The sequence below is a fragment of the Bifidobacterium sp. LH_558 genome (assembly GCF_056356295.1).
Window position 1 is genome coordinate 477,294 of record NZ_JBKETZ010000001.1, and the last position, 23,049, is coordinate 500,342.

Sequence of the window (23,049 nt, forward strand, 5' to 3'; positions counted from 1 at the left end):
ATGGCTGAATATCTCGGCCACCACTATACCATCCGCAACGCGTCCTGCAACGGGTCGTGCGTTATCGTTCGCCGAGGGCTTCCAGATAATGCCTGTAGTCGCGCAGGTCGCGTTCGATGCAGTCGGATACGCGGTGGGTCGTGTGGTGCGCGTCATTGTACGGATCCCGTTCGAGCGCGATGTCGGCCAGGCGGAACGCGGTCACGTCCAAACGGCGGTGCGACAGTTTCACGTTGTCGAGGATGCCGGTGGGTTTGAGCCAGTCGAGGTCGAACTGCACGTTCGTGCCCGCCGGATGCAGCGTCTCCCCCGCATGGCCGGAAAGCCACATGCGCGCGTCGCTCGCCACGGAGACCAACGTCTTCCCCTGTTCGAGGCTTTCGTCGATCAGCCCGTTGCCCATGTGCGCGCGCAACGCCCACAATGAGAAGTTGTCGCCGTCGAGTCCGACCTTCCATTTGGGAATGTTGAGCACGGCCCGATAGTCGGCCTTGTGTTCGACGCGGTTGCCTTGCATGTCGGTGACGGTCATGCCGACCTCCAGCAGCTGGTGCTTGGCGGGGTTGAGTCCGCTGGTCTCCACATCCAGCCAGAGCAGTCGTTCCGGCTTGTCCCGTTCGTTCATGATTATCCTTCCTCCTGTTCGAGCCAGACCTGCTGGCATGTCTCGCATTCCCAAGCCGGCGAACCGTCGATCGGGTCGCATGGTTCGACGATGGTGCCGCAGCAGCCGCACCACGGGCCAAGGGATGGCATGAGTTCGTGCGGTTCGTCCCTGCCCGAGCATTCCGGCCCGCACGCCACGTCCTTCACGGCTTCGAGGATTTTCGTCATCCGATGCCGTTCCTGGAGTTCGTGCGCGTTGAATCGGCTTTCGCACGTCCACCCGCACTCGCATCGCCACGCACGCCCGTCCTCGCTGTGCATCCAAGCGTGCGCGGCCTGCTCCTTCAACGCGACATCGATTTCGTCACTGGTCACCTGCATCACACCACCGCCTTTCGCGCGGCGGCGAGGGCTATGCGCGCGAGGTCGCGGCAGTCGTGCCATGTCAGCGATTCCGTGGCATCGTGCATCGCCTCGGCGGCGGCTTCCACCTCAGTGTCGGTCGGGTCGGAGAGACGGCCGGCCTCGTAGGCCTCCTGCATCGAGGCGATCTCAAGGTCGCCGTAGTATTCCTCCAAGCCACTGACGTATTCTTTAGCTTCGGTTTGCGAGATGCTGGTCATGCCCACTCATTCCATCTGCGCAATGCGCCGCCCGTTCCGTCGGTGACCCAGATGTTCCAGTAGCGGATCGCTTTGTCGCGCATCGCTTCGGAACGGGCCATCATCTCCGCGAAGCCATAGTTCGCCAGCAGGAGGGTCACGAGCATCCATTTTTTGAATCCGCACCTGCATTCGATGCGCCAGCACCATGCGTTTTCCACACGTGGCGGGATGTCCATCGTGTCCACGGACACGGTTCTGAGCATGGCCTTGGGTTTGCGCCCGCAGTCGGGGCAGCGGCTGATGCGACGGTAACGGTGTCTCATGATTCCTCCTTGAGAAGCGTGTTTCGCGCCGCCCGCAGGATGCGTCCGGCTTGCACGCGGTAGCCTTCGCGCCAGAGAGGCAACCGCTCGAACAGTCCCCTGCCGTCGTCCTCGTCGAATCCGATGTTGTTTCCGACGAACAACGCCAGCGCGGCGACGTCCAACTCCTCACTGGTCGGCTCGTGCCGCGCCCACCAGACGGCTCCTTGGACGAACGCCTCCCGCATGTCCTCGCTGGTGACGCCCTCGAGGTAGCGGAGCCTGCCCGGACGGTCGCCGGACGGCTCACGGCCCAGCCAGTATTGCGCCGGATAGCGCTCCTCCGCGACCTGTTCGGCGAGCGTTTCGATCGGACTGGTCATGATTCCTCCTTGATGAGCTGTTCGACCGCTTGGATGCAGGCTTCGAGGTCGTCGTTCTCCAACGCGGTCCAGAAGCGGTCGGCTCCGGCCCAATGGGATTCGCGCAACATGTCGAACTTGTCGGCCATTTCGGAGCAGCCGCCCTCCGGCATGTAGGCGAGAAGGTTCGGGCCGGCGTGCATGCGTTCCCGGCGCAGATACCACAACGCCTTGTTCAGGTCCTGCATGGGCTGGCCCTTGTGGCGGTGCCGCCACACGTATTTGACCGCGTTGCCTAGGCAGAAGTCGTACAGTCCGGACAGTTCGATGCATTCGAACGGGCCCAGTTCGTAGTGTTCGGGATGGTTGACCGGGTCGCCCATCATTCGCCGCCTTTCCTGATTTCGATATGGTCGATCGCTTCGAGTTCGCTCGGATAGAAGATTCTGTGTTCTCTGGTCATCTCGTTCGTGATCCTGACGTATTTGCCGTCTTCGTAGACGTACGCCCATGCGATGAGGCGCACCGGTATGCCGAAGAACCGTTGATGCAGATACCAGATGACACCGCCCGTCGGCGATTTGCGGAATCCGAGCCGCCTCAGGTCCGCGTACACGCCGCGGGAGTTCATCGCGTCGAGATACAGCACGTCGCTCACACTTCCTCCTTCACGTCTTCCATGTCGAGGATGCGGCGCATGGACGCGCGCAGCTCGTCCTCGCAGTCGTTCCACGTCTCTTCGGGGTAACCGCGGTATTCACAGATGTAGAAGCCCATGCGCAGCCAGGCGTTCATCTGCGCATCGTCGTTTTCGGTCATTTCGTCGTGGAGACGCTGCATGATCGCGTCGAACTCGTTTTCCGTGATGTTCATGATTCCTCCAAGATGATCCAGTCGGGATTCGTCCGGCACACCGCTTCGATTTCGGCCAGCACGGAACGCGAATGATGGTCCCGATACCATGCCGTTTCGCGCGGCAATGCGATGGGCACGCTGGTGGCGGGCCACGCGTCCAACACGGGACGGATCCGGTTCACGGCCTGCTGGCCGGTCAATCCGTCCAAGTCCTTGATGTCCAAGCCGTGGTCGGCCCACGGCCTGTAGTCGTTGATGCTGACGGTGATGCGCCGGCCGAACTGGCGGGCGTCCGACCATTCGCCGTAATCCTCCTCCTTGCAGAGGGTGGACACCGTGTCGTCGGGCAGGTCGGGCCTATGCACGTACAGGTCGATGCTCATTCCAGCACCTCCGTGTAGGTGCCGAGTTCGCCGTCGTACACCGCGTCGGCCAGCGAGTCCGCCTCGTAGATCCCGTCGTCCAACGCGCGCGATATCGCCTTGCTGAGCTGCGCGCGCGTGAAGATCTTCGCGTCATAGCCGCTCATCGTTCGTCTCCTTCCAGAATCCCGTCGGGCGTGCAGCTCATCGCCGCGACGCTGTTGTCCTGCCATTTGAAATTCGGCTCCTCGACGGTCAGGCACGTGTATTCCACACCGTCCACGACCGTGGAATGCACGCCCATCGTCTGCGCGGGTCGCACGCTCGCCTCGGCCAGCAGGTAGCCGCCCACGACGCTCAGCACGAGCGCCTGTATGAACACGACCACGACCGCGACCTTGGCCGCTATCGTCCAGTTCTCACCCATCGGTTTCCTTTCGTTTGTCCGGTATCTGTTTTCTGAGCCGTCCGCCCCACACGCCGCACGTGGCATAGCCGCAGGCGCGCGTCATATCGGCGTAGCGTCCGCATTCCACGCTCACGGGACAGTCTTTGCACGTGTCCAACGCGGCGCGAACGCCGCCCATGGTGTCGCCCAGTTCGGGGAAGAACAGGTCGGTGTCCATGCCCAGGCACGCGGCCCGCGTCCACCAATCCGAGTTTCCGTTTCCACGGTCGGCCACCACATGCCCCGTTTCGTGATTCTTTATGCGTGTCGTTCGCCGTTCCCGTCGAACACGACTCCTTGCTAGGGTCGGGTCGTAAACGCCGTTCAGAGGGCCGCCCATAGGATTCGCGTTCATATGATGTCCTCCACTCCGCGAATCCACCGGTAGCCGTAGCGCAGGCCGCGGGTGCAGATCGCCTCGCGGATGGAAGCGCCCGCGTCGCGCCCCTCGCGTCCGAACGCCCTCGCCGCCGCGTTCGCCGACGGGAACACCGCCACCAGCTCGCGCGTATCGGGATCCAACTGGCCGACCATCAGACTCGGGTCCGCCACGGCCGGCACGACCCGGCCGGCCGGCTTGTACTCGTATTCGCCCGCGCGCATCCGCTCGATCAGCTCGGTCTGCGCCATGCACAACTCCGTCAACCCGCTCATGCTTCGCCTCCCAACACATCCGACAGGGACAAACCATTGCTGCGGGCCGCGCCCGCGAAGCCCGGGCCGATACGCTTGGGCTTCGGTTTCGGCGGGGCCGATTCGAGACTGAAACCTCGCGTGCGCTCCACCGCCTCGCGCACCGCCCGCTCGAACGGCACTCCCCTGTTGACCGCCTCGCGCACCAATTTCGGTGCCGCGCCCGGCCATGACTGGTCAGGGGTCGCGCCGGCACGCTCCAGCGCCCGCTGCACGTCATAGTCCGACAGCTTCGACGCGGGACGGCGTTTGACGATCAGCTCCACCAAATCGCCCGGCCTGACCATGCCGAACTCATGCGGCGTGCCGTACCAGTCCGCCACCGCGTCCAAACATTCCGCCTTCGTCACGTCCGGCAGCTTGCCGTTGACGACCTGCGCGAACAGCACCGCGTCCTCAAGGGTCGCGTTGCGATGGTCCAAATGCTTGATCGCGGTCATCAGGTCCCACGCGTCAACCTGTGAGAGCATCGAAACCACCTCCGATCTGGTTCTGTAGCTGTTGTTGTTCCTGCTGGACGAGTTGTTCGCGGATGCGCCGGTCCTCGTCCCATTCCGCCTGCGCCCGCTGCGCCTTCGGCACATAGCCGCCGCCGGTGGGTTTGCGCGCCGGTTTGGGCTTGTTCTTCCACCCGCCGTCGTGCAGCCACCAGCGGGCCTGCGGCGGATTGTCCAATTGGGCGGCGAGCTGAGCGCCCGCGATGAGCGCCGCTATCGACGGACGGTCCTCCGTGCGGTGGATGACCTTGTGGAACTCGCGGCGGGCCGCGTCCTCGTAGTCGTGGTTCGGATACACCGCCCAGAACTTCTCGAAGTCGGGATCGCGGGGAATGACATCGCGCGCACGCGCGTAGGAAGGGTTATTACCACTCCCACTATCACTACTACTCCCTTTACTACTACTAGACGGATTTGTGTCAGGGTCTGTGAGTGTCTGTGAGGAACTCACAGTCGTTGAAATTCCGCCGTTTTCGCTGTAGGGATTTGTGTCAGGGTCTGTGAGTGTCTGTGAGGAACTCACAGTGTCTGCGCGTTCCTCACAGAATCGGCTTGGTTCGATCCCCAGTTCCGGGGGTGACTTGAGCGGGCACGCGCTCGGATTCGATATCTTCTGATACTCGCGGAACGTCGGTATCCACAACAGCCGCTTCCCCGCATACTCGTATCGGACGATGCATCCCACACGCTCCAATTCGTCCAACGCGGCCTCGATTCGCGGCAGCGCCTCGTTGCCGTCGTAGGGCATGCACGCGCCTCTGATGAGACGCGCGTTGTCACGGTTCACGCCGTTGTCCTGCACATAGCTCCACAGGCATTCGAACACGAATCTCGCATCCCACGACACGTTGCCCATGCTTTCGCTCTCGTAGAACTCAGGGCGGATGGTTCGTATTCTCATGGTTCGCTCACATTCTTTCCTGCGCAAGACGCATGGCCTCATCCATACGGTTGCCGACAACCCCGGCCGCATACCTGAACACCTTGTATCGCGGCAATCGACCGTTGTCGCTTTTCTCCCTGGCTATCTGGAACGCGTATTCGATGTACGATTCGGGAACATCGATCTTGAACCAGTAGCGCGCAGTGCTTTTCCAGTTATCAGGCAGAACGAAGCAATGCGTGTCATCCACGGCGGTGATCGATTGCCACATGTCCAACACCATCGAGACGTAATCACCCTCGTTCTCAATGTCCGCCTCCACCCATGAGCGCGTCATTCTCAGCAAGTCCCTGAATTTCAACGCGCTTTCCGACACATCGGACACCAGCGGCTCGTCCGGGTTGATGGACGATTTGCCTGAATTACATTCCATGCAGCACGCCACAAGGTTCTCAGCCTCGTCCAGCCCTCCGAGCGCTTGTGGCACCACGTGGTCGATGGTCAGTTCCACATCGCTCCTATGGCAGTACTTGCACGTGTAGTTGTCACGTCGAAGGATTTCGAATCTCAATCTTTTGGAAACAGCCATTCTTGTTCTCCTTAGAAAATGTCTGGATCGTCGTCGTGCCGGTAGTGGTATGCGGCCCACCGGTTGTATAGGCCCAACGCCTTGCGGCTTGACTTCTGGAATCCCGTGGCCCAGTCGGATTCGCCGCATGGACAGTGCAGATACCATCCGTAGGTGCCGATGCGCATGCCCCGCAGACGATCGTCGCGGCGCATCCACGTCCAGTTGTAGAAGTACTGGGACGAAGGAAGATGCCAGACCATTCCGCCTACGATGAATGGCAGACAGCGCTTCTGATAGGCGAGCTTCGGCATCTGCCCGCAGTAGGGGCATGGGAGCAGTCTCATACGAGTTCCTTTCAGCATGTGAGGAAGGTGGCGACGCATATGGTGAGGAAGAACGCGCCCAGGATCATCAGGAACCCGAACGCCATAGCCAAATCGAACGCGCCGGCGGTGTTCTCGAAGCAGCCCAATGCGGCCATGAATATGAGCGCCAGACCACCAGCGAGCAGGATCAGCGTGGTCAGTGCCGCGAGTATGGGCGCAATGATTTCACCCAAGCTCATGATCGGCCTCCAATCCATGCGATGAGCACGGTCAGGCCGACCAATAGCACGGCTATGACGGTCTGCATCATTCCTCCGCCTCCGTGTACGGGTTGACGGCCGAACTCATGCTGAACATGTGGCGTCCGCCCGCGTAAAAGCCCTCGGCCCACGCCTCTTCCCGCGCTTCGCGGATCAGGTCGGGCATCACATGGTCCAAGAACGCTTCGATGCCGAGGGCGGTGAGGAACCAGCAGAGCACGAACATGTAGAACACGGCCATGCCCGTATCGCCGTTGATGGTTTTGACCACGAGTCCTGTCAGCGCGAGCAGCGTCCACGCGAACTCCAACACGTAATGCCGGCGCACCCAGCTGAAGCCGCGGTCGAAAGCGTCCATGGCCTTCATCCAAGGTTTGCGATTGTCGTTCATGATTCCTCCTTGGTTTCCTCTTCCGGCCCCAACGGCAATCCGTCGTTGAGGATGACCGCGAACACGCGCAGCGGTATCCACACAAGGCCGAGCTTGGACGACTTCAACGGCTGGCTTACGGTGCGCGCGAGCGTCGCGAACGACGGTTCGCTGCGCTCGAGGAACCGGTCGAGCATGATGTCCTGCATAATCGCGTATTGGGATCCCATCTTCTTGACGCCGAATCCCTCGCGGTGTTTGATGAGCACGGCGAGCGTGGCATCGAGGTTGCCGGCCTCGTCCACCGCTTCGGACCATTGCTTATCGACTGCAAGCTCCTGAGTGTCCTTGCATTCGACGCACACACGCTGGCCGTGATGCCACACGTTGGTCAGGTCGCCTTTGTCTTTGTTGCCTGACAGCACCATGCGTTGGATCTGCCTGTCGTCCAATGCCCATTGAAGGTATTCGACCACGGCCGATTCCCACGCGGTGCCCTTCTTTTTCGACTTGCTCATTGAGCGTCCCTTTCCTTGTCTGAGATGAGACAGTCCAACTCGGCGGGGTTGATGCGTTCCAGATGGGTCTCTTCCGGGTTGACGTGGATTTTGTCGCTGGTCGCGACCGTCCACTGGTCGCCCCACAGCATGTCCGCGTACAGCCATATGCCTTCGGTTGTTTTGAGCCAGTAGTCGCCGTCCTCGTCTTGGTAGAATCCGGGTTCGAGTTTCGGTCTTTCCAATGTGGTCCGCGCCATCACCAGCCTCCTAGGTCGTGCGCGTCGTTGAACGACGCATGGTATTCGAGTGCTTCCTCTTCGCATTCCGGGCACGGCTGCGAACGGAACGGATACAGGCCGCATCCGTGCTTCGGGCACACATCCGGCTCGTCCAACGGCGGTTCAAACGGTCGGCTCATTGCTCCCACCGTCCTAAAATTCCGGTTCTTCGCTGCCGGCCGGCGCGCCGAAGTCCGCGGCTCCGCCGAACGTGCTGAACCCGCCAGACTGCTGGCCCCACGGGTCCGACGCGGCGGGACGTGACGCCTCGGCCATCGCGGCCTGTTGGCTGAACGGATCCTGTGGCGTGTTCGGCAGCGTCTGCTGGCCTTGCGCGGGCTGAGCGCCACCGAACGGACTGTTGTTCGAGAATCCCGGATTACCGCCGAAGCCCGCACCGCCCGAATAGCCCTGACCGTTGTTGCCCGCCTGTTGGCGTTGCACTTGGGCGGTCGCATACCTGAGGGACGGGCCGATCTCGTCCACCTGCAACTCCATCACGGTGCGGTTGCTTCCGTCGTTCGCCTGATAGGAACGCTGCTGCAACCGGCCCTGCGCGATGACGCGCATACCCTTGCGCAGGGATTGCGCGCAATGGGACGCCATGTCGTTCCACGCGCTGCAGCGCATGAACAACGCCTGCCCGTCCTCCCAAGAGTTCGTCTGCCGGTTGAACGCCCTCGGGGTCGAAGCGATGCTGAAGTTCGCGACCTGCGACTGTCCCGCCTGCCTGACCTCGGGATCGCCGGTCAGATTGCCGATGATCGTGAGAATCGTCTCGTTAGCCATGATTGTCTCCTTTCCTAGTTGCCGCGCAAAGGCACTATGACCGCGTCCACCGAATCCAGTTGGCCGCCCACATGCCACACGCAGTGCGCCTTGGTCGTCTTGAGCCCCTTCTTCGTCGGGGAAAGCCTCAACACGCCCTGATTCCTGAACGGGTTGATGATCTTGTCGATCAGATGTAGGAACTCCGGTTCGAACGCGACGTGTTCGAACCGTTTGATCGTCTTGTCTTTCTTGAACAGGTCGGCCATCGTCCGCCCGTTGCCCATGTCGCGCCATCCCGTGTGATGCTCGTCCGGCTCATGCCAGTAGGCCGCGTCGTACAATGGGAACGGCTCTTTGGATTCGCCGTGCAGCCAGTCCATGAACCGGCAGGAGCCGTCCATGTCGAGCGGAATGTACGCGCCATCCGGCAATTCGGGCACGCCTTTGAGATCCCAGCGGATGCATACGAAACGGTTCGACGCATACGCCTTCCCGCCGATATGCCAGATGTTTAACAGCTTGCAAAGATTGCCGGCCTTCAACAGTTTCAGCAGGGCCTTTCCTTGACGGTGGTTCAGCACGGCGTTGCCGTTCCTCACACCGGTGTTCTCGCTCATGATCGCCTCCCTTGTTTCGCTTCGTCCTTGTGCTGGCAGCTGAGCCAATGACCCCACCGTTTCGCGCAATCCATGCGCCCGCAGTCCGGACACAATGGAGTCACGCCGGGAGGAAGGCAGTTGATGCAGCTGCATCCGTTACGCTTGTCGTTGAAGGCCACTAGTCCACCTCGATCCGCGTGAACGGGGCAAAGAAAATGGGCACATGATGTCGCCGATTGTCTAAGCTCGCCCATCCGCCTGCGCCCCCCAGCAAATACCAGTCTTTGGCTTGGTCCAGAATCCAAACGTCGCCGTCCTTGTCCTTGTACAAGCCCGGTTCGGTTGGCATCGCAGGCGTATCGGGTTCGGTCGTTTTCGGACGCAGCGCATAATCGAACACCCAGTGTTTGCTGACATGCTGTCCACCGATGTTGCACCAATGCTCTTCGAAAAGCGGTCTTTCCATAGGGCCGCTGAGCTTGGCGAGCGGTTCGCTGTCACGGAAGAAGTGCACGATGTCGCCTTCCCGCACCTGCTCCCAGTCCTCGATGCGCTCCATCTCAGGCTCTTCGGGTTCGACGGCAGGTTCGTCCGGCTCGGGCTTCGCATCCCACACCACGAGGTTCTGCACGTCCTTGGTGAGGTGTTCGGCGGTCGTCGCGAAACCGGTGGTATTCGCGAACAGTACGACGAACTCGTCGGCCAGCCCATCGGCGTCACGCGTCACCACGCCGTACGTGTGCACGTTATCCTCGTACGCCACTTGGCATGCGGCGCACTGGCACACGCCGTTCGGACCATTGAACAGTTCGATGGTGCCGGCGCAATGCTCGCCGTCATGGTCGAACTCGGCCCACATGCCACGCTTCGCACACCTAAAATCAACCCGATTGCTCATTGCTGTTCTCCTTCGCTTGTTCGATGGTCCTCTGCGCGTTCTGCTGCGCCATCCGCTGCATCATCGCGTTCAGATACGCGATGACCTGCTCGGCCTGCATGTCGTTCAGATCGCTCGCCTTATGCACCTGTTGGCCCGCGAGCGCGTTCAGGTAGGCGTCGTGCGCGCCTTGCACGTCGGTGATGCCGACGGTTTTCAGGAGGGCGTTGATGGTTTGGGTTTGTTGTTCGGTGCTGGGTTTCGGCTGGCGGGGTTTCGGTGCTGGCTGGCTGTCGGAGTCTTCGGATGCCATGCCGAGGGCGAGTTGGATGCTGTATCGTTTCGCGTAGCTCATGGCCACGCCCCACGCCTGCATCGGGTTCGAGCCGCCCGTCGGCATCACGGGTACGTGGCCGCTCCATTCGGACCATTCCGCGTCGGGCTTGTCGCGTTCCCTGTAGCGGGTCATCATGACCGGCATTCGGCGGATGACGCCTTGCAGGTCCATCCAGTCCATCATCTGCATGTCGTTATCGACGCGCACGTGGTACTGTTCGTCGGCGACGCGCAGCGTGTCCGCGAGGGACGCGTACTTGTACTGGTATTTGCCCGCGTTCGCGGTCTGTGATTTCTCTACGATCGGCGCGGCCATCAGAGTTCGCCTCCCGCGGTGAGCAGCACGTTCGCCTCGGGCAGTTCGCTGCGCTCCCACATCTCGGCCTCGACCTGCTTGTCCATCGTGACCTTGACCGTCGGCAGGGAACCCGTGTAGAGTTCCACGCCGTCGGGCAGTTCGCCGCCGTTCTCCTGTACGAGGGAGTCGATGTAGCCTTTCTTCTTGGCCGGTTCGGTCGGCATGGGCACCGCGTACACGTCGTTCTCGCGACCATGATTGGCGAGCCACACGCCGTAGGCCATCTCGTCCTTGACCTTGTAGCCGCCGCCGGCGGAGCCGCGCGTGAGCGTGACCTTAGCGCCGACCTTATTGCCGATCATCGCGTTCACGGTCTCGCCGGGATCCAGCATGTCGGCCAGCTTCTCCTTGTTGGCCTTGTTGAGTTCCTTGGCCCGTCGTTCGATGGCGGTGCCGGCCGCGAGTTCCGCCAGGATCTCGCTTCGGCTGCGCGTGTCCTCGGGGCCGGTCAGGTCGATGACCCGGACGTTGTCCGGATATGTCTCATTCATTGTCGTTTCTGCCTTTCCTTACTGTGGTGAGTTTGTGTTCTTCGAGCCGCTGGTACATGACCGGATCCGAAAGCCTGAGCGCGTACCTGAAGTCCTTGTCGAACGTGAAATGCCAGAGAATGCGCGTGAACACGTCCGGCCTACGCGGTCTCACAACGCGTGGCTCCCGACGGTTTCGGCGAGCGCCATGACCCGCTCCACCGGCAGGACGACCGTTTCACGCTGCGCCGCGTGGGTGTTGACCATGCGTTCCAACTGCTCCATGCCCTCATCCCATTGGCGGCGCAACATCAGGCCACTCCTTGGTCATCGACACCAGTTCGGCCAGCATGCCCTGAGCGGCCATGCTCCGACGTTCCAAAAATTCGATGGCGTGCTCGACCGGTTCGCGCCACTGGTATGCCAACTGCAGCGCCTGCTGCAGATTCACCGGCACGACCTCGGTCATATCCATCGCGGACAGAAGGCGGCGTTCCGTATACAGATGCAGGTCGTCCTGCGTCTGGCGGGCCTCGATCACGGTCACGATAATTCGCCCGGAGCCTTCGACCACACGGTCTAGGACCTTGCCGAGCACGACGGTATCCTCGCCGTCCATGCGCTCGTACAGGTCGCCCGCCTGCAATGCGGTCACGTCCACGTGCGCGGTTTCGTTCGGATTCATAATCGTTTCTCCTTAAATGTCTAATAGGTTCCCGGTTCGGCGTACTTGAAAGCGTTGAACCGTTGCGCGAGTTGAACGCTGGAATACTGCTTCATGCGAAGCTCTCTTCCGTCGAGATCCACCGGCGTGCGGCATAGGTCGCCATACACTTTCTTGAACGATTTGAGGCTCATGCCGCATCGTTTCGCGGCTTCGCTTTCGTTCAACGCTTCGAACGCTATTGGCTCGTCGCTCATTCCATGTCCTTTCTGCGTAGTTGTTCCGCGAGTCTGACGCCCTGCTGGGTGAGCCGGTAGCGGCTGAATGGCCTGCTGCTGTCCTTCACCCGCCCGTCACGGTCAACGACCTCCACATAGCCCTTGCGTTTCAGTTCAGGCAGTCGGCTTCGCATGGTGCTGTCCCCGTAACGAATCTTCTTGTTCGGATGCTCGGCGTTGCCTAGCTCTTCGGCCTTCTTTGATATGTCGGGCGCTATCTGCGGTTCCCCGCTGGACTGCAACAGCGAATGAAGAGCGAGGACCACAAGCCTCCTGTTGGCCTTCACGTCCACCGATTCCGCCGCGATGAACGAGGTCTCGGGATCACCCGCACGTGCGTGCGCTATCTCATCGAACGACGGCTGGCTACTCATCGTCGTATTCCTGTAGAATGGGGCTGTTCACTTTCAATCTCCTTTCAAGTGGATACCGAACCCCGCTGGCACGGGGTTCACTTGTATTCGAGCGTGGACGGGCACCGATTCGAACGGTGTGCCGGCCGACAGTCCCAAACCGGAACGCTGCCGGACGGCGGCTAGCCATGCTTCCCGCCCGCCACCGCATGGCGGCAAGATATTCAGTTATGGGTTCCCTCACGGGAGTGCCCGGACGCGGATTCGAACCGCGAGCGCCCTCGCCGCACCGTTTCCGGTTATTGGCAATGCCCGCCATCCGGACAAGGTTCGGGATGGCGGCGGAGTTAGGAGTGACACCTGTTGAGAGGTGGCGCGACGTTCTGGGCGCGTCCACGTACCGGCTGTGACGCCGGTTCCGGGCAAGGCCCTCATATGAGGGCTGGAATGCCGTTATCGCCGATATGTTCGATGATGTTCGGAATCATGCCGCCACATCCAATTCGCCTTGGCTTGTGCCGTAGATGAAACGGCGGATGAACCAGTCGATGCCCTTGGGGGTGAACCTCGCGTAAGGCGCGCACTTCCTCCCGTCCCTGCGGACGAACTGGCGCTGCACCAGATATCCGGGCTCGATGGCCTTCACTGTCGGAGCCCTGCCCTTCATGACGATGTATCCGCTGCCTTGCAGCAGGCCATACACCTTGTCCCGGGTCATGTCCTTGTCGAGCGTGCGGAAATGCCTCGCGGCCTCGGTGATGCTCAATGTGCCGTCCGTGGAGAGGAACACGTCGCCCAACGCGGCCTTCGGCTCCAACTCACGGTTACGTGCCGTGAGCGTGCGGTTCTCGTCGCGTTCTTCTTTTAACGCAGTCAGCAGCCTGATGCCGAACTCGGGATCGTTCAGCACGTTCTCGATGGTCGCCGGCGTCGCGTAAGCACCATGCCTCTGGATGCTCGGCAGCACCTCGTGGTTCACCCAGCGTTGGAAACGAACCACCATATTGCGCGTGGCCTCGTCTTTGATCGCGCCGGATCGACGGTTGTTGAGAGCGTGGTTCAATCCGGGGAGCGTGATTACGCTGGCTTCCTGCGGTCCGCCAAGGGTGGGCACAATGTGCCTACCCTTTTCATCGGCATCTAAATTACGGAGCATATCCTTCGCGGATTCATAGCCGAGTTTCTTGGCGATGGGGCCTGCCACGAACAGCGGTTCGTCGGTGTCCACTTCAAGGGCGGTGATATCCACGCCCTCGAACGTGAGAGTCAGTTCGCTGCTCATCGAATCTCCTTTCCATTCGCGTATTGTTCGATGGTCAGAATGTCCTCGTGGACCGCAAGCGTTTCGGTAAGATCGTCCAGCGCCTGATTGAACCGCCTGTCGAGTTTCTTCATTTCGCAATCGGCGTTGGTGCAGTAGTCCGAATGAAGCCGCTTCGGAACGCGGTTGTTCGCCGCCACGGCCATAAGGCGCATTTCAAGGCAGACCGTCGATAGAATCCCGAAAGACCTCACGAGCGGCAGCAGCTTGTCCAACTCCCCGTTGTTAAGCGTCTTCTTGATTCCAACCAGCGAGTCGGCAACCATGTCAACCCCGTTGCGGTAGACGCGCATGTTCTCCTTGGAGTTAGCCAGTGGACGGAACCGCAAAGACCTGTATTCAACGCCTTCCATGAAGCCTTGAATGCGTTTGATGATGCCAGTTCGATTGGAGACGGCTACGGTATTCGCGGCGTTCATGCGGCCACTTCCGTTTCCATCTGGCTGGCGTTGGCGAGCGTGGTCGGTCGAACCTTGCACACCTCGCCCGGCTGGAAACCGAACGCCTTGTACAGGCCGACGATCATCGCCGGAGTAGCCACGTTCGTTTTTCGAGCATTGTTGAGAACGCTTTCGCTTACGCCTATAGCGCCGGCGAACGCCTCGACTGTCCGTAGGCCGCTCATCTTCTGGGCACGGTCGAGAAAACCGTCATTGAACATGAGCTTTGCTTCTGCCATAACACCCCTTTCCTTGTGCGGTAGTCTTAGAGTGAATCATTTCGTGATTCGTTCTGCAACAGAATGTACCACCATGAAACGTTTTGTGTCAAGATAAATCACACGCCGGCGTGTCTTGACAAGAATCAATAAATGTTTCATAATGAAACACATGAGTAAAAAAACATGGCTTGAAGCCGTAACACATGCAGACAATGCCAACGTGATAGCCGCCAAAACCGGCATCACCCGATCGACCGCTTGGCGTCAGTGGAATGATGACCTGAACTTCTCAGCCGAGAACGTCATTAAAATCGCCCGCGCCTTCGGCGCTGACCCCGTTGATGGACTGATCGCCTTCGGATACCTAGAGGAATCGGAACGCAACATGTCCGCCATGACAAGCGCCCTACGAAACGCGACGAACGACGAGCTGATCAACGAAATGGCCCGACGCATCAACGACTACCATTCGCAAGGCGACTACAGCAGCTCGTTCGACAGCGAGACCATCCACGTCGAGCCCGACATGGAGGTGGACCCGACCACCATCGACGGTAAAGATTTTCCAACCTACGGAATCGCCGCTAACATCGACGAGAACAGGGACATCGAATCGGAGACACCGACGGAGGGCTGATTGAGACAGGGGGAATTGGAGAAGAAGGCCATGCGAATGGGGTTGCTCATCATCGAACAGCCCCTTGCGCGAGGCAACGGCCTATATGATTCACGGCACGGCGTCATCTACCTGCACGACGGACTCAGCCCGAACCAAAGACTCTGCGCGCTGCAGCACGAGATCATCCACGCCGAACACCACCGACGAGGCATGCAGGTGGGCACGTTGAGGGAGGAACGCCTCACCCGCAAGGAGACAGCCCTACGGCTTATAAGCCAGGCCGACTATGCCACCGTCGAACAAATGTACGAGGCCGACGTATGGCACATGGCCGGCGAACTCGGCGTCACCGTGCAAGTCTTGGAGGACTACCGGCAACAACTCAGCATCCTCATATAAAATATCCAGCAAGCGCCCCGCCACCGCGCGGGGCATTCCCATATCAGAGAGAAGGAGCCGACATGGAGACACTCGTAATCGCGTTGATCGTGGCCGTCGTGGCGTTGGGCGTCATGTTCGTCATCGTCAAGCAGGCGGTCATGGACTCGATCAGGGAAAGCGGACTCGCGAAGGACATGCGCCGCGCCGCCGACGCGCTCGAACGCATGGCACCGCCCGCCGCAAACAAAGGTGAGAAGAAATGACCGAGCCGACGCAGCAACCGGCACCCACTCCCCAGCAGCCAGCGCAGAAATACTACACGCGCCCGGCCCAAGCCGTGTTCCAAGCGCTCAAACAATGGGCGGAACAACATACGGAGAACCCGTCCGCCAGCGACGTGACGATGGAACTGTCGGCCACCATCAACGGCAGGAGCTTCACCGCGTCCATATTCCCGAACGGCGACGACTGCGTGGTCACGATCAACGACCCGACCATAGCGCCCATCGTGTTCGACGGCATCATACGTGCGGTGGAGGCGTCCCCGACCGCGGCACAGACGCGAAAGAACAGGAAACAGCTGACGATGGCCCTCGCCACACTCGGCATCATCGTGTTCATCGCACTGGCGGTAACGATCGGTTCGACGGTCGCGCAGAAGCGCCACGAGGAGCAGGTGAGCGACAGTTACGGCAGATGCCTCCGGCAAGAGATGGTCGGCGGAGACCCATCGAAATGCACTGAATGGTTCTTCGAGAACTACTGATGAGCCAGATTCACCCGGCCCCGCTTCGGCGGGGCCTTTCTCGCATGTCCGGGCGTGTCGCGCCGCACTCCCGCGTCATTTGTCATGCGTTTGTCAAACACGGATACGAAAAAGCCCCTCTCGGAATATCGTCCAAGAGGGGCTTAATCGTTGGAAACACTGGGTTTCCTAGTGGGGTGGATAACGCGGCTCGAACGCGCGACCTTCTGAACCACAATCAGATGCTCTACCGACTGAGCTATATCCACCATTATTGAGTTATTTCGGTGAACCGAAATCCACACAACAGATGGATACTATACATGATTTCTCGGACGTGCACGACCACGGCGTGTTACGTGTCGTGTCGCGCCTTCTTCCATGCCACCTCAATCCAGTCCCAATCAGCCAGATGCCTCCCTCCAACGCCCACGCGCGGCCTGCACAGGGCGCATGGCACAATATTGCGTATGAGTGAAATCGACCGCCCGCTGGGCACTCCCCTTGGTTCCCGTCCGACCCGCGTCCTGTTCCTCGGCTCCGGCGAGCTGGGCAAAGAGGTCACCATCGAGCTGATGCGGCTTGGCGCATGGGTGTGCGCGGCCGACTCCTATGCGGGCGCGCCCGCGCAGCAGGTGGCCCACGAGTCCCGCGTACTGGATATGGCGAACGCCCACGAGCTGCAAGCGCTGTTCGACGAGGTTCGTCCGGATATCATCGTGCCCGAGGTGGAGGCCATCGCCACCGAGGTGTTGGCGAGCGCGGCGGCCCATGGCGCGCAGGTGGTGCCGAGCGCCGAGATCGCGGGGATCTGCATGGATCGTGAGCGTCTGCGTGTGCTGGCGCATGATGAGTTGGGGTTGCCGACGACGCCGTATCGTTTCGCGGGTTCGCTCGACGAGTTGCGCGAGGGGGCGCTGGCTGTGGGCTATCCGTGCGTGGTCAAGCCGGTGATGAGTTCCTCCGGTCACGGCCAGTCCATTGTGCGCGGGGCCGACGCGATCGACGCCGCGTGGACCGAGGCGCAGGAGGGTCGCCGAGCCGCCGGCGAGGGTGATGTGTCGCGGGTGATTGTGGAGGCGTTGGCGCCGCTCGACTATGAGCTGACGGTGCTGACGGTGAGTTCCAGCGCCGGTATCGCGACCTGCGTACCGATCGGCCAGCGTCAGGAAAGCGGGGATTACCGCGAATCCTGGCAGCCTGCCTCTACGCCTGGCGCTGTGTTGGATGAGGCTCGTCGCATCGCCCGCGCCGCCGTGGAGGGTTTGGTGGCCAAGGCCAAGGCCTCCGGCGAGACCGGGTGGGGTGTGTTCGGTGTGGAGTTGTTCGTGCTCACCGATGGTTCGGTGCTGTTTAATGAGGTGTCGCCACGTCCGCACGACACCGGCATGGTGACGATGGCTTCGCAGCGGTTGAGTGAGTTCGCCTTGCATGCCCGTGCGATTCTGGGATTGCCGGTTGCCGAGGGGCATGTGGCGTTGGCGATGCCGGAGGGCGCGGTGGCCGCCAGTCATGCGATTGTGGTCGCGGGCGACGGCGAGGCGGTGTTCGGCAATGTCGCGCAGGCGTTGGCCGCGCCGGATACCGATCTGCGTATTTTCGCCAAGCCCGAAGTGCATGGGCATCGCCGTATGGCGGTGGCGTTGGCGATTGGCACGGACGAGGCGGATGCCCGCGCGAAGGCCGGTCGTGTGGCCGACGCGCTGACCATCACCGTGGACTGATTCCATATTCCATACCACTTGTCCGCACTGTGTACGTCGTCGGACGTGCGGGCGGGGCGAGTTATAGACTGGATATCGAAAAGTACTCTTTTTGACATGGAAGGATTCAGCATGACCGCTGAAGCAAACGTCGGAGTAGTCGGTCTGGCCGCCATGGGCGGCAGCCTCGCACGCAATCTCGCCCATCACGGCAACACCGTGGCGGTGTACAACCGCTCCTACGGCCGCACGGAGAAGCTCATCGCCGAGCACGGTTCCGAAGGTGAGTTCCGCCCCGCCGAGACGTTGGAGGAGTTCGTCGCCAGCCTCGCCAAGCCGCGCACCGCGATCATCATGGTGAAGGCCGGCGAGCCGACCGACCGGATGATCGACGCTCTGGCCGACCTGATGGAGCCGGGCGACATCATCGTCGACGCCGGCAACGCGTACTTCCCCGATACAATCCGCCGTGAGAAGGCGATCCGCGCCCGTGGACTGCATTTCGTGGGCTGCGGCGTGTCCGGCGGCGAAGAGGGCGCGCTGCGCGGCCCCTCCATGATGCCCGGCGGCACCGAGGAGTCCTGGACCACACTGAAGCCGATTTTCGAATCCATCGCCGCCAAGGCGGAAGGCGAGCCCTGCGTGACGCATATCGGCGCGGACGGCGCTGGTCACTTCGTCAAGATGGTGCACAACGGCATCGAATACTCCGATATGCAGCTGATCGCTGAAAGCTACGACCTCATGCGCCGCGGTTTGGGCATGGAACCGGCCGAAATCGGCGACGTGTTCGAACAGTGGAACTCCACCGAGCTGGACTCCTATCTGATCGAGATCACCGCCGAGGTGCTGCATCAGGTCGACAAGAAGACCGGCAAGCCGCTGGTCGATGTGATCGTGGACCATGCGGGCATGAAGGGCACCGGCACGTGGACCGTGCAGTCCGCGCTGAATCTGGCCGTGCCGGTCACCGGCATCGGCGAGGCCGTGTTCGCCCGTGGCCTCTCCTCGCAGACCGAGCTGCGCGATGAGGCCGCCAAGCGTGGTTTCGCCGGCCCCGACGGTTCGCTGAACGTGGCCGAGGCCGACCGTCAGGCGTTCATCGACGATATTCGTCAGGCGCTGTATGCCTCCAAGATCGTCGCCTACGCGCAGGGCTTCAATGAGATCACAGCCGCCGCGAAGGAACATGATTGGGATATCGATCTGGCCGCGGTGGCGCGCATCTGGCGCGGCGGCTGCATCATCCGCGCGAAGTTCCTCAACCGCATCTCCGACGCCTTCGAATCGGGTGAGGCGAATGTGTCGCTGCTGTTCGCGCCTTACTTTAAGGAGGCCATCGAGAACGCGCAGGCCGCATGGCGTCGCGTAGTGGCCCGCGCCGCCGAATACGGTGTGCCGACCCCGGTGTTCGCCTCGTCGCTCTCCTACTTCGACGGCCTGCGCTCCAAGCGCCTGCCCGCGGCCCTGATCCAGGGTCAGCGCGACTTCTTCGGCGCGCACACCTATGGCCGCATCGACACCCCCGGCGTGTTCCACACGCTGTGGGCCACCGAAGACCGCGAGGAGATCGAGGCCTGACACCGGCCTCGTCGTCGGATAGTTCCGCAGCCACCGTCCGCCATGTTTCACGGCACATTCTGACGTTCAACGTCAGGAGATCCCGTAAAGCATGGCGGACGCTCGTATTTCACGGCACATTCTGACGTCACCCACCAAGCCCTGAACGCCCGTCATGAAAAATGACTACATCGCTTTTTGCTCTGTGGATGCACGGCTATAATCATCCGCGGACATGTGAAGGGGGAATGCATGCGGGCGAACACGTTGGCCATTGTGGATAACGACGTATGGGTGCTGTCCGGTCTGATGTCTTTCTTCAGCGCACGGTTTCCGCAGCTCGATATCATATGGACGGCGACCGATGCCGGTAGTGCGCTGCAAAAACTGCACAATGGGCAACGTCCGAATGTTCTGTTGACCGACATTTCAATGGGAAACGTATCAGGCATTGAACTTATCCACCGGATTCGCCAGCGAGACTCCCATCTCGGCGTCGTTGCCATAACCGCTTTTCCGATGGAACAGTACGCCCGCGCCGTCGCACAAGCCGGAGGCCAGGCGCTGGTCAGTAAACAGTACCCTCAAAAGATCGCGGAGGCGGTGTTATCCGTGGGACAAGGCGGAGTAGGCGAACCCATTGGCGAAATCACCTTCCCGACAGCGCAACAAGCATTTGACATTGCGGCGGCAAGCCAGCCCACAGGCATCGACACACTCTCCCCCATGGAATCGAGAATCGTGGAATTATGCGCCCAAGGAATGACCTCCGTCGAAATCGCCCACACGCTCGGCAAAGCCGTCGCCACGGTCAATACGCATCTGCAACGCGCATTGGAAAAAACCGAAGCGCGCAACCGCACGCATCTAGTCGTCCTATGGCTCGAACGGCAGCATCATTATGGCAATTAAAAATAAACCTTCTCTGATATCGATTCGAAAAAAATTGAGCAGGCTTATTCCTGTCATATCATCCCCTCACATTAAACACCCTTACATACTTTTTTTCTCAATATTGGCAATGGTTTTCGACGGGTATGTCATCATTATCGCAAGATTGACTCAGCCTATTAGCACAGAGGATTGGTGCTGGTTTTGCATATACATGTTGCTTTGCTCATTACTTTCGAAATTTCCTCGTTTTTCCAGCAGTGCAATAATCTTGCTGTTATCAATACTTTGTCTATTCCCTGATCTTGGCGATAACCAGTACATGTTTGCTGGCATCATCATTACATTCGGTATATTCGCATATACTATGCCGATTTTTGCCGTAGGAATCATTTCTGCGTTAACAGCTGCAATCCTGTTCTTTTCAGAAATATATTACGAAAAAACATTATCTGCCGCATTAGTAACAGTTCCAATTTATCTTATTGCCATCGTGGTTGGATACACTTGCAAGCTTAATCGGGAAATCTCATTGGCTAGAGAGCAGAACGCCAAAAAGGAAGCCGAGCTGCATGCTCAACTGCACATATACCAGCGCAACCTACGTTTAGCTCGAAATCTGCATGATACGGTTGCGAACAATCTCAGTTACATCATCTCCATAGCCGACGCACAGGAAGGGCCGATGTGGAGAAATATTTCCACGAAGGCCAATGAATCATTCGATGCCACGCATGAGGTTATCCGACTGTTGCATGATGCCAACGCCAAGCCAACACTATTTCAGGGAACCATTCATTCGCTGATCCAACAACAACGTGCGGAATTAGAGCAGCTTGACATCCATGGATACTATGAAGTGGATCAGTTCGACGAGAACATTCTCACCGAAGAGATTCGCCATGAGATGGCGCAACTCATCAGCGAGATTTTCAAAAACGTATCCAAGCATGCCGACACCGTTCATAAAGAATTCCTTTTCATCCTTCGCTGCCGGCCGCGCATGGTGGATCTCATCCAGATGAACACCATCTCTCCAACAGCACACGCGCTTTCCCGTGGTCACGGACTAGAGCTGCACCATGAAATCATCCGGTCATTCGGCGGCTCGTTGACCACACAAGCGGAAGACAACACATGGACGCTGCATGCCGTCTTCCCTATCGATGATCATTCGCCGGAGTCGACGGCATCGGAACGTACGTCACAGCAGCGGTAATGGGTTCACCGGCATCTGTGCTGTGGCGTGTTCACCCTACAGAGATTTCACTACAGGCATTTCATTCGCCGCATCACACCCATCTATCGTGTGACGGACGACCATCGTCCACGATCGGTGTGACCGCACGCATTCCGCAGCGGTCCGACTGATCGAGGGACATCCCCGTTGGCGATCGCATCGCCACCCAGAACCGTAGAATTATGAAGAATAGCAACAAATTAGTGGCTGCAGCGTTGTCCGCGTTGCTGCTGTCGGGATGCGCGGCCTGCGGAAATCCCACTTCGGACTCCGACCAGGTCACGGACCCAACGGTGAATTCCGATTCGACGAATACGGTGACGGTGACCAGCGGCACGCTGGCACCCACAATCTCCGCGCAGGCCACCGTCACATCGAATACGGCGTTCACGCTCACGGCCTCGGCGCAAGGTGTGTTCCAAGCCTCGGCGAAGGTCGGCGACGTCGTCAAGGCCCAGCAGGTGCTGGGTTGGGTGGATTCGACTCCCATCACGTCACCGGTCGAGGGAACCATCGTCTCGGTCGCGGGCTCCGGCGTGACGGTCCCGCGCAACTATCCCGTCGTCACACTGACATACAGCGGGTTCGCGCTGCAAACCGACGCGACCCGTCTGCTGCGCATGACGGATTCATCCGACAATCTCAGCGGCAAATTCCAAATCACCAACGGCCAAGGACCGACCTCCTGCGCGGCCGTCGTCCCTTCACGGCAGGCGGCGGAATCCTCAACGGACTCAAGCAGCGGCACCGCAGACGGCAACTCCACGGACAGCAGCACCACGGACAGCAGCGGCGACCAATCGACGGCCGGCAGCATCGCCTATACACCGGCGGCGGAACCGTCGCGTATCATCCCCATCTCCGCGTATGTCAAAGACCCAGATGACGCGAGCGCATCCGGCGGAACCAGCGATGGCGGCGAAGCATCCTCGAACGGTGATTCGGCCTCCGACAACGACGCTGCCGCCAGTGGTGATTCCGCCTCCGCAGCGCCGTCGTCATCCACCACCATGGCCTGTCTGGTCGGCAAAGACATCGATGTGCGTGAAGGGGAAAGCGGCACGTTGGTACTCACCGCGTCCGCAACCCAACCGTCGCTTCTGCTGCCTGTGTCCGCAGTGGCGGGACGCAGCGGAAAAGGCACCGTGACCAAAGTCACCGACGACGGCCAGGAGCAGGTATCCGTCGAATTGGGTGCCAGCGACGGCGCGCGCATCGTCATCACCTCCGGCTTGTCGGAAGGCGACACGGTGCTCGCCACCGCACCGAATCTGACCGTCAAACAAACCCAGTAGCCAACCGAC

The 23,049-nt window shown here is 60.3% G+C and carries 43 protein-coding genes and 1 tRNA gene; 9 read left to right on the forward strand and 35 right to left on the reverse strand.

The genetic code is table 11. The features are described 5' to 3' along the window. Nucleotides 1-61: 61 nt before the first annotated feature. The 34 genes from AC1AV0_RS02190 to AC1AV0_RS02355 form a co-directional block, all read right to left on the reverse strand. On the reverse strand, nucleotides 62-625 hold the full coding sequence (locus AC1AV0_RS02190) for a 3'-5' exonuclease family protein (RefSeq protein WP_094636831.1): 564 nt from the start codon (nucleotides 623-625) through the stop codon (nucleotides 62-64). Nucleotides 626-627: 2 nt separating this feature from the next. Then, nucleotides 628-990, reverse strand: coding sequence for a hypothetical protein (locus AC1AV0_RS02195; RefSeq protein WP_143249299.1), 363 nt, complete (start codon nucleotides 988-990; stop codon nucleotides 628-630). Further along, the gene (locus AC1AV0_RS02200) at nucleotides 987-1,229 is read right to left on the reverse strand and encodes a hypothetical protein (RefSeq protein ID WP_094636829.1); all 243 of its coding nucleotides are present in this window, start codon (nucleotides 1,227-1,229) and stop codon (nucleotides 987-989) included. The genes AC1AV0_RS02195 and AC1AV0_RS02200 overlap by 4 nt, the downstream gene beginning before the upstream one ends. Beyond that, nucleotides 1,226-1,534: a hypothetical protein gene (locus tag AC1AV0_RS02205; protein ID WP_476570797.1), complete on the reverse strand. Its 309-nt coding sequence runs from the start codon at nucleotides 1,532-1,534 to the stop codon at nucleotides 1,226-1,228. The genes AC1AV0_RS02200 and AC1AV0_RS02205 overlap by 4 nt, the downstream gene beginning before the upstream one ends. Then, a complete protein-coding gene (locus AC1AV0_RS02210; protein ID WP_094636827.1) occupies nucleotides 1,531-1,896 on the reverse strand; it encodes a hypothetical protein in 366 nt (121 codons plus the stop codon). The genes AC1AV0_RS02205 and AC1AV0_RS02210 overlap by 4 nt, the downstream gene beginning before the upstream one ends. Next, nucleotides 1,893-2,261, reverse strand: a complete 369-nt coding sequence (locus tag AC1AV0_RS02215; protein WP_211279922.1) for a DUF3310 domain-containing protein — start codon at nucleotides 2,259-2,261, stop codon at nucleotides 1,893-1,895. The genes AC1AV0_RS02210 and AC1AV0_RS02215 overlap by 4 nt, the downstream gene beginning before the upstream one ends. After that, entirely contained in the window at nucleotides 2,258-2,533 is a 276-nt protein-coding gene (locus tag AC1AV0_RS02220) for a hypothetical protein (RefSeq protein ID WP_094636825.1), read from the reverse strand. Before AC1AV0_RS02220 ends, AC1AV0_RS02215 begins: the two co-directional genes overlap by 4 nt. After that, nucleotides 2,530-2,748 (reverse strand): hypothetical protein, encoded by a 219-nt coding sequence (locus AC1AV0_RS02225; RefSeq protein WP_094636824.1) that lies wholly within the window; start codon nucleotides 2,746-2,748, stop codon nucleotides 2,530-2,532. The genes AC1AV0_RS02220 and AC1AV0_RS02225 overlap by 4 nt, the downstream gene beginning before the upstream one ends. Further along, nucleotides 2,745-3,113, reverse strand: coding sequence for a hypothetical protein (locus AC1AV0_RS02230; protein WP_094636823.1), 369 nt, complete (start codon nucleotides 3,111-3,113; stop codon nucleotides 2,745-2,747). The genes AC1AV0_RS02225 and AC1AV0_RS02230 overlap by 4 nt, the downstream gene beginning before the upstream one ends. Then, a complete protein-coding gene (locus AC1AV0_RS02235; RefSeq protein WP_158217207.1) occupies nucleotides 3,110-3,259 on the reverse strand; it encodes a hypothetical protein in 150 nt (49 codons plus the stop codon). The genes AC1AV0_RS02230 and AC1AV0_RS02235 overlap by 4 nt, the downstream gene beginning before the upstream one ends. Further along, nucleotides 3,256-3,519, reverse strand: a complete 264-nt coding sequence (locus tag AC1AV0_RS02240) for a hypothetical protein (protein WP_094636822.1) — start codon at nucleotides 3,517-3,519, stop codon at nucleotides 3,256-3,258. The genes AC1AV0_RS02235 and AC1AV0_RS02240 overlap by 4 nt, the downstream gene beginning before the upstream one ends. Beyond that, nucleotides 3,512-3,775, reverse strand: coding sequence for a WhiB family transcriptional regulator (locus AC1AV0_RS02245; RefSeq protein WP_158217206.1), 264 nt, complete (start codon nucleotides 3,773-3,775; stop codon nucleotides 3,512-3,514). The genes AC1AV0_RS02240 and AC1AV0_RS02245 overlap by 8 nt, the downstream gene beginning before the upstream one ends. Nucleotides 3,776-3,891: 116 nt before the next feature. Further along, nucleotides 3,892-4,194, reverse strand: a complete 303-nt coding sequence (locus AC1AV0_RS02250) for a hypothetical protein (RefSeq protein ID WP_158217205.1) — start codon at nucleotides 4,192-4,194, stop codon at nucleotides 3,892-3,894. Beyond that, the gene (locus AC1AV0_RS02255; RefSeq protein ID WP_158217204.1) at nucleotides 4,191-4,703 is read right to left on the reverse strand and encodes a hypothetical protein; all 513 of its coding nucleotides are present in this window, start codon (nucleotides 4,701-4,703) and stop codon (nucleotides 4,191-4,193) included. The genes AC1AV0_RS02250 and AC1AV0_RS02255 overlap by 4 nt, the downstream gene beginning before the upstream one ends. Next, nucleotides 4,687-5,631 carry a hypothetical protein gene (locus tag AC1AV0_RS02260; protein WP_094636821.1) on the reverse strand — a complete coding sequence of 315 codons (945 nt, stop codon included), beginning with the start codon at nucleotides 5,629-5,631 and terminating at the stop codon, nucleotides 4,687-4,689. Before AC1AV0_RS02260 ends, AC1AV0_RS02255 begins: the two co-directional genes overlap by 17 nt. Nucleotides 5,632-5,638: 7 nt before the next feature. Continuing rightward, nucleotides 5,639-6,202: an HNH endonuclease gene (locus tag AC1AV0_RS02265; RefSeq protein WP_158217203.1), complete on the reverse strand. Its 564-nt coding sequence runs from the start codon at nucleotides 6,200-6,202 to the stop codon at nucleotides 5,639-5,641. 11 nt (nucleotides 6,203-6,213) lie between these two features. Continuing rightward, nucleotides 6,214-6,528 (reverse strand): hypothetical protein, encoded by a 315-nt coding sequence (locus tag AC1AV0_RS02270; protein ID WP_158217202.1) that lies wholly within the window; start codon nucleotides 6,526-6,528, stop codon nucleotides 6,214-6,216. A gap of 11 nt (nucleotides 6,529-6,539) precedes the next feature. Further along, nucleotides 6,540-6,749: a hypothetical protein gene (locus tag AC1AV0_RS02275; protein WP_094636819.1), complete on the reverse strand. Its 210-nt coding sequence runs from the start codon at nucleotides 6,747-6,749 to the stop codon at nucleotides 6,540-6,542. Nucleotides 6,750-6,816: 67 nt separating this feature from the next. After that, nucleotides 6,817-7,161 (reverse strand): hypothetical protein, encoded by a 345-nt coding sequence (locus AC1AV0_RS02280; RefSeq protein ID WP_094636818.1) that lies wholly within the window; start codon nucleotides 7,159-7,161, stop codon nucleotides 6,817-6,819. Next, nucleotides 7,158-7,658, reverse strand: coding sequence for a hypothetical protein (locus AC1AV0_RS02285; protein WP_094636817.1), 501 nt, complete (start codon nucleotides 7,656-7,658; stop codon nucleotides 7,158-7,160). Before AC1AV0_RS02285 ends, AC1AV0_RS02280 begins: the two co-directional genes overlap by 4 nt. Further along, nucleotides 7,655-7,897 (reverse strand): hypothetical protein, encoded by a 243-nt coding sequence (locus AC1AV0_RS02290; protein WP_094636816.1) that lies wholly within the window; start codon nucleotides 7,895-7,897, stop codon nucleotides 7,655-7,657. Before AC1AV0_RS02290 ends, AC1AV0_RS02285 begins: the two co-directional genes overlap by 4 nt. After that, nucleotides 7,897-8,058 (reverse strand): ferredoxin, encoded by a 162-nt coding sequence (locus AC1AV0_RS02295; protein ID WP_143249298.1) that lies wholly within the window; start codon nucleotides 8,056-8,058, stop codon nucleotides 7,897-7,899. Before AC1AV0_RS02295 ends, AC1AV0_RS02290 begins: the two co-directional genes overlap by 1 nt. A gap of 13 nt (nucleotides 8,059-8,071) precedes the next feature. Further along, complete coding sequence (locus tag AC1AV0_RS02300) at nucleotides 8,072-8,707, reverse strand: single-stranded DNA-binding protein (protein WP_094636815.1); 636 nt, start codon at nucleotides 8,705-8,707, stop codon at nucleotides 8,072-8,074. Nucleotides 8,708-8,721: 14 nt separating this feature from the next. Next, entirely contained in the window at nucleotides 8,722-9,306 is a 585-nt protein-coding gene (locus AC1AV0_RS02305; protein ID WP_094636814.1) for a hypothetical protein, read from the reverse strand. Between the two features lie 160 nt (nucleotides 9,307-9,466). Then, the gene (locus AC1AV0_RS02310) at nucleotides 9,467-10,186 is read right to left on the reverse strand and encodes a hypothetical protein (protein WP_143249297.1); all 720 of its coding nucleotides are present in this window, start codon (nucleotides 10,184-10,186) and stop codon (nucleotides 9,467-9,469) included. Next, nucleotides 10,170-10,817: an ERF family protein gene (locus tag AC1AV0_RS02315; RefSeq protein ID WP_094636812.1), complete on the reverse strand. Its 648-nt coding sequence runs from the start codon at nucleotides 10,815-10,817 to the stop codon at nucleotides 10,170-10,172. Before AC1AV0_RS02315 ends, AC1AV0_RS02310 begins: the two co-directional genes overlap by 17 nt. Beyond that, entirely contained in the window at nucleotides 10,817-11,350 is a 534-nt protein-coding gene (locus tag AC1AV0_RS02320; RefSeq protein ID WP_094636811.1) for a hypothetical protein, read from the reverse strand. The genes AC1AV0_RS02315 and AC1AV0_RS02320 overlap by 1 nt, the downstream gene beginning before the upstream one ends. 150 nt (nucleotides 11,351-11,500) lie before the next feature. Next, entirely contained in the window at nucleotides 11,501-11,641 is a 141-nt protein-coding gene (locus AC1AV0_RS02325) for a hypothetical protein (protein ID WP_476570798.1), read from the reverse strand. Then, complete coding sequence (locus tag AC1AV0_RS02330; RefSeq protein ID WP_094636810.1) at nucleotides 11,619-12,014, reverse strand: hypothetical protein; 396 nt, start codon at nucleotides 12,012-12,014, stop codon at nucleotides 11,619-11,621. Before AC1AV0_RS02330 ends, AC1AV0_RS02325 begins: the two co-directional genes overlap by 23 nt. Nucleotides 12,015-12,034: 20 nt before the next feature. Next, nucleotides 12,035-12,250 carry a hypothetical protein gene (locus AC1AV0_RS02335; protein ID WP_094636809.1) on the reverse strand — a complete coding sequence of 72 codons (216 nt, stop codon included), beginning with the start codon at nucleotides 12,248-12,250 and terminating at the stop codon, nucleotides 12,035-12,037. Further along, entirely contained in the window at nucleotides 12,247-12,645 is a 399-nt protein-coding gene (locus AC1AV0_RS02340; RefSeq protein ID WP_094636808.1) for a hypothetical protein, read from the reverse strand. The genes AC1AV0_RS02335 and AC1AV0_RS02340 overlap by 4 nt, the downstream gene beginning before the upstream one ends. 463 nt (nucleotides 12,646-13,108) lie before the next feature. Then, nucleotides 13,109-13,906, reverse strand: coding sequence for a phage antirepressor KilAC domain-containing protein (locus AC1AV0_RS02345; RefSeq protein WP_158217200.1), 798 nt, complete (start codon nucleotides 13,904-13,906; stop codon nucleotides 13,109-13,111). Then, nucleotides 13,903-14,364, reverse strand: a complete 462-nt coding sequence (locus AC1AV0_RS02350) for a hypothetical protein (RefSeq protein ID WP_094636807.1) — start codon at nucleotides 14,362-14,364, stop codon at nucleotides 13,903-13,905. Before AC1AV0_RS02350 ends, AC1AV0_RS02345 begins: the two co-directional genes overlap by 4 nt. After that, nucleotides 14,361-14,624: a hypothetical protein gene (locus AC1AV0_RS02355; RefSeq protein WP_094636806.1), complete on the reverse strand. Its 264-nt coding sequence runs from the start codon at nucleotides 14,622-14,624 to the stop codon at nucleotides 14,361-14,363. Before AC1AV0_RS02355 ends, AC1AV0_RS02350 begins: the two co-directional genes overlap by 4 nt. 151 nt (nucleotides 14,625-14,775) lie before the next feature. Between AC1AV0_RS02355 and AC1AV0_RS02360 the strand changes: the two genes are divergently transcribed. The 4 genes from AC1AV0_RS02360 (at nucleotide 14,776) to AC1AV0_RS02375 (ending at nucleotide 16,372) form a co-directional block, all read left to right on the forward strand. Continuing rightward, nucleotides 14,776-15,243, forward strand: coding sequence for a helix-turn-helix domain-containing protein (locus tag AC1AV0_RS02360; protein WP_094636805.1), 468 nt, complete (start codon nucleotides 14,776-14,778; stop codon nucleotides 15,241-15,243). A 36-nt stretch (nucleotides 15,244-15,279) separates the two neighbouring features. Next, nucleotides 15,280-15,624 (forward strand): ImmA/IrrE family metallo-endopeptidase, encoded by a 345-nt coding sequence (locus AC1AV0_RS02365; protein ID WP_476570799.1) that lies wholly within the window; start codon nucleotides 15,280-15,282, stop codon nucleotides 15,622-15,624. 62 nt (nucleotides 15,625-15,686) lie between these two features. After that, entirely contained in the window at nucleotides 15,687-15,869 is a 183-nt protein-coding gene (locus AC1AV0_RS02370) for a hypothetical protein (protein WP_094636803.1), read from the forward strand. Beyond that, on the forward strand, nucleotides 15,866-16,372 hold the full coding sequence (locus AC1AV0_RS02375) for a hypothetical protein (RefSeq protein ID WP_094636802.1): 507 nt from the start codon (nucleotides 15,866-15,868) through the stop codon (nucleotides 16,370-16,372). Before AC1AV0_RS02370 ends, AC1AV0_RS02375 begins: the two co-directional genes overlap by 4 nt. Before the next feature lie 172 nt (nucleotides 16,373-16,544). On the opposite strand, the gene AC1AV0_RS02380 is transcribed toward AC1AV0_RS02375, so the two are convergent. Continuing rightward, nucleotides 16,545-16,620: transfer RNA gene (locus AC1AV0_RS02380), tRNA-His, on the reverse strand. Nucleotides 16,621-16,821: 201 nt separating this feature from the next. Between AC1AV0_RS02380 and purT the strand changes: the two genes are divergently transcribed. The 5 genes from purT (at nucleotide 16,822) to AC1AV0_RS02405 (ending at nucleotide 23,040) form a co-directional block, all read left to right on the forward strand. Beyond that, complete coding sequence (gene purT, locus AC1AV0_RS02385; RefSeq protein ID WP_476570800.1) at nucleotides 16,822-18,075, forward strand: formate-dependent phosphoribosylglycinamide formyltransferase; 1,254 nt, start codon at nucleotides 16,822-16,824, stop codon at nucleotides 18,073-18,075. Between the two features lie 111 nt (nucleotides 18,076-18,186). Further along, nucleotides 18,187-19,635, forward strand: a complete 1,449-nt coding sequence (gene gndA, locus AC1AV0_RS02390) for an NADP-dependent phosphogluconate dehydrogenase (RefSeq protein ID WP_476570801.1) — start codon at nucleotides 18,187-18,189, stop codon at nucleotides 19,633-19,635. Nucleotides 19,636-19,866: 231 nt separating this feature from the next. After that, on the forward strand, nucleotides 19,867-20,526 hold the full coding sequence (locus AC1AV0_RS02395; protein WP_476570802.1) for a response regulator: 660 nt from the start codon (nucleotides 19,867-19,869) through the stop codon (nucleotides 20,524-20,526). Between the two features lie 301 nt (nucleotides 20,527-20,827). Continuing rightward, on the forward strand, nucleotides 20,828-21,724 hold the full coding sequence (locus tag AC1AV0_RS02400) for a sensor histidine kinase (RefSeq protein ID WP_476570803.1): 897 nt from the start codon (nucleotides 20,828-20,830) through the stop codon (nucleotides 21,722-21,724). A gap of 224 nt (nucleotides 21,725-21,948) precedes the next feature. Continuing rightward, complete coding sequence (locus tag AC1AV0_RS02405) at nucleotides 21,949-23,040, forward strand: hypothetical protein (protein ID WP_476570804.1); 1,092 nt, start codon at nucleotides 21,949-21,951, stop codon at nucleotides 23,038-23,040. The last annotated feature ends 9 nt before the right edge of the window (nucleotides 23,041-23,049 follow it).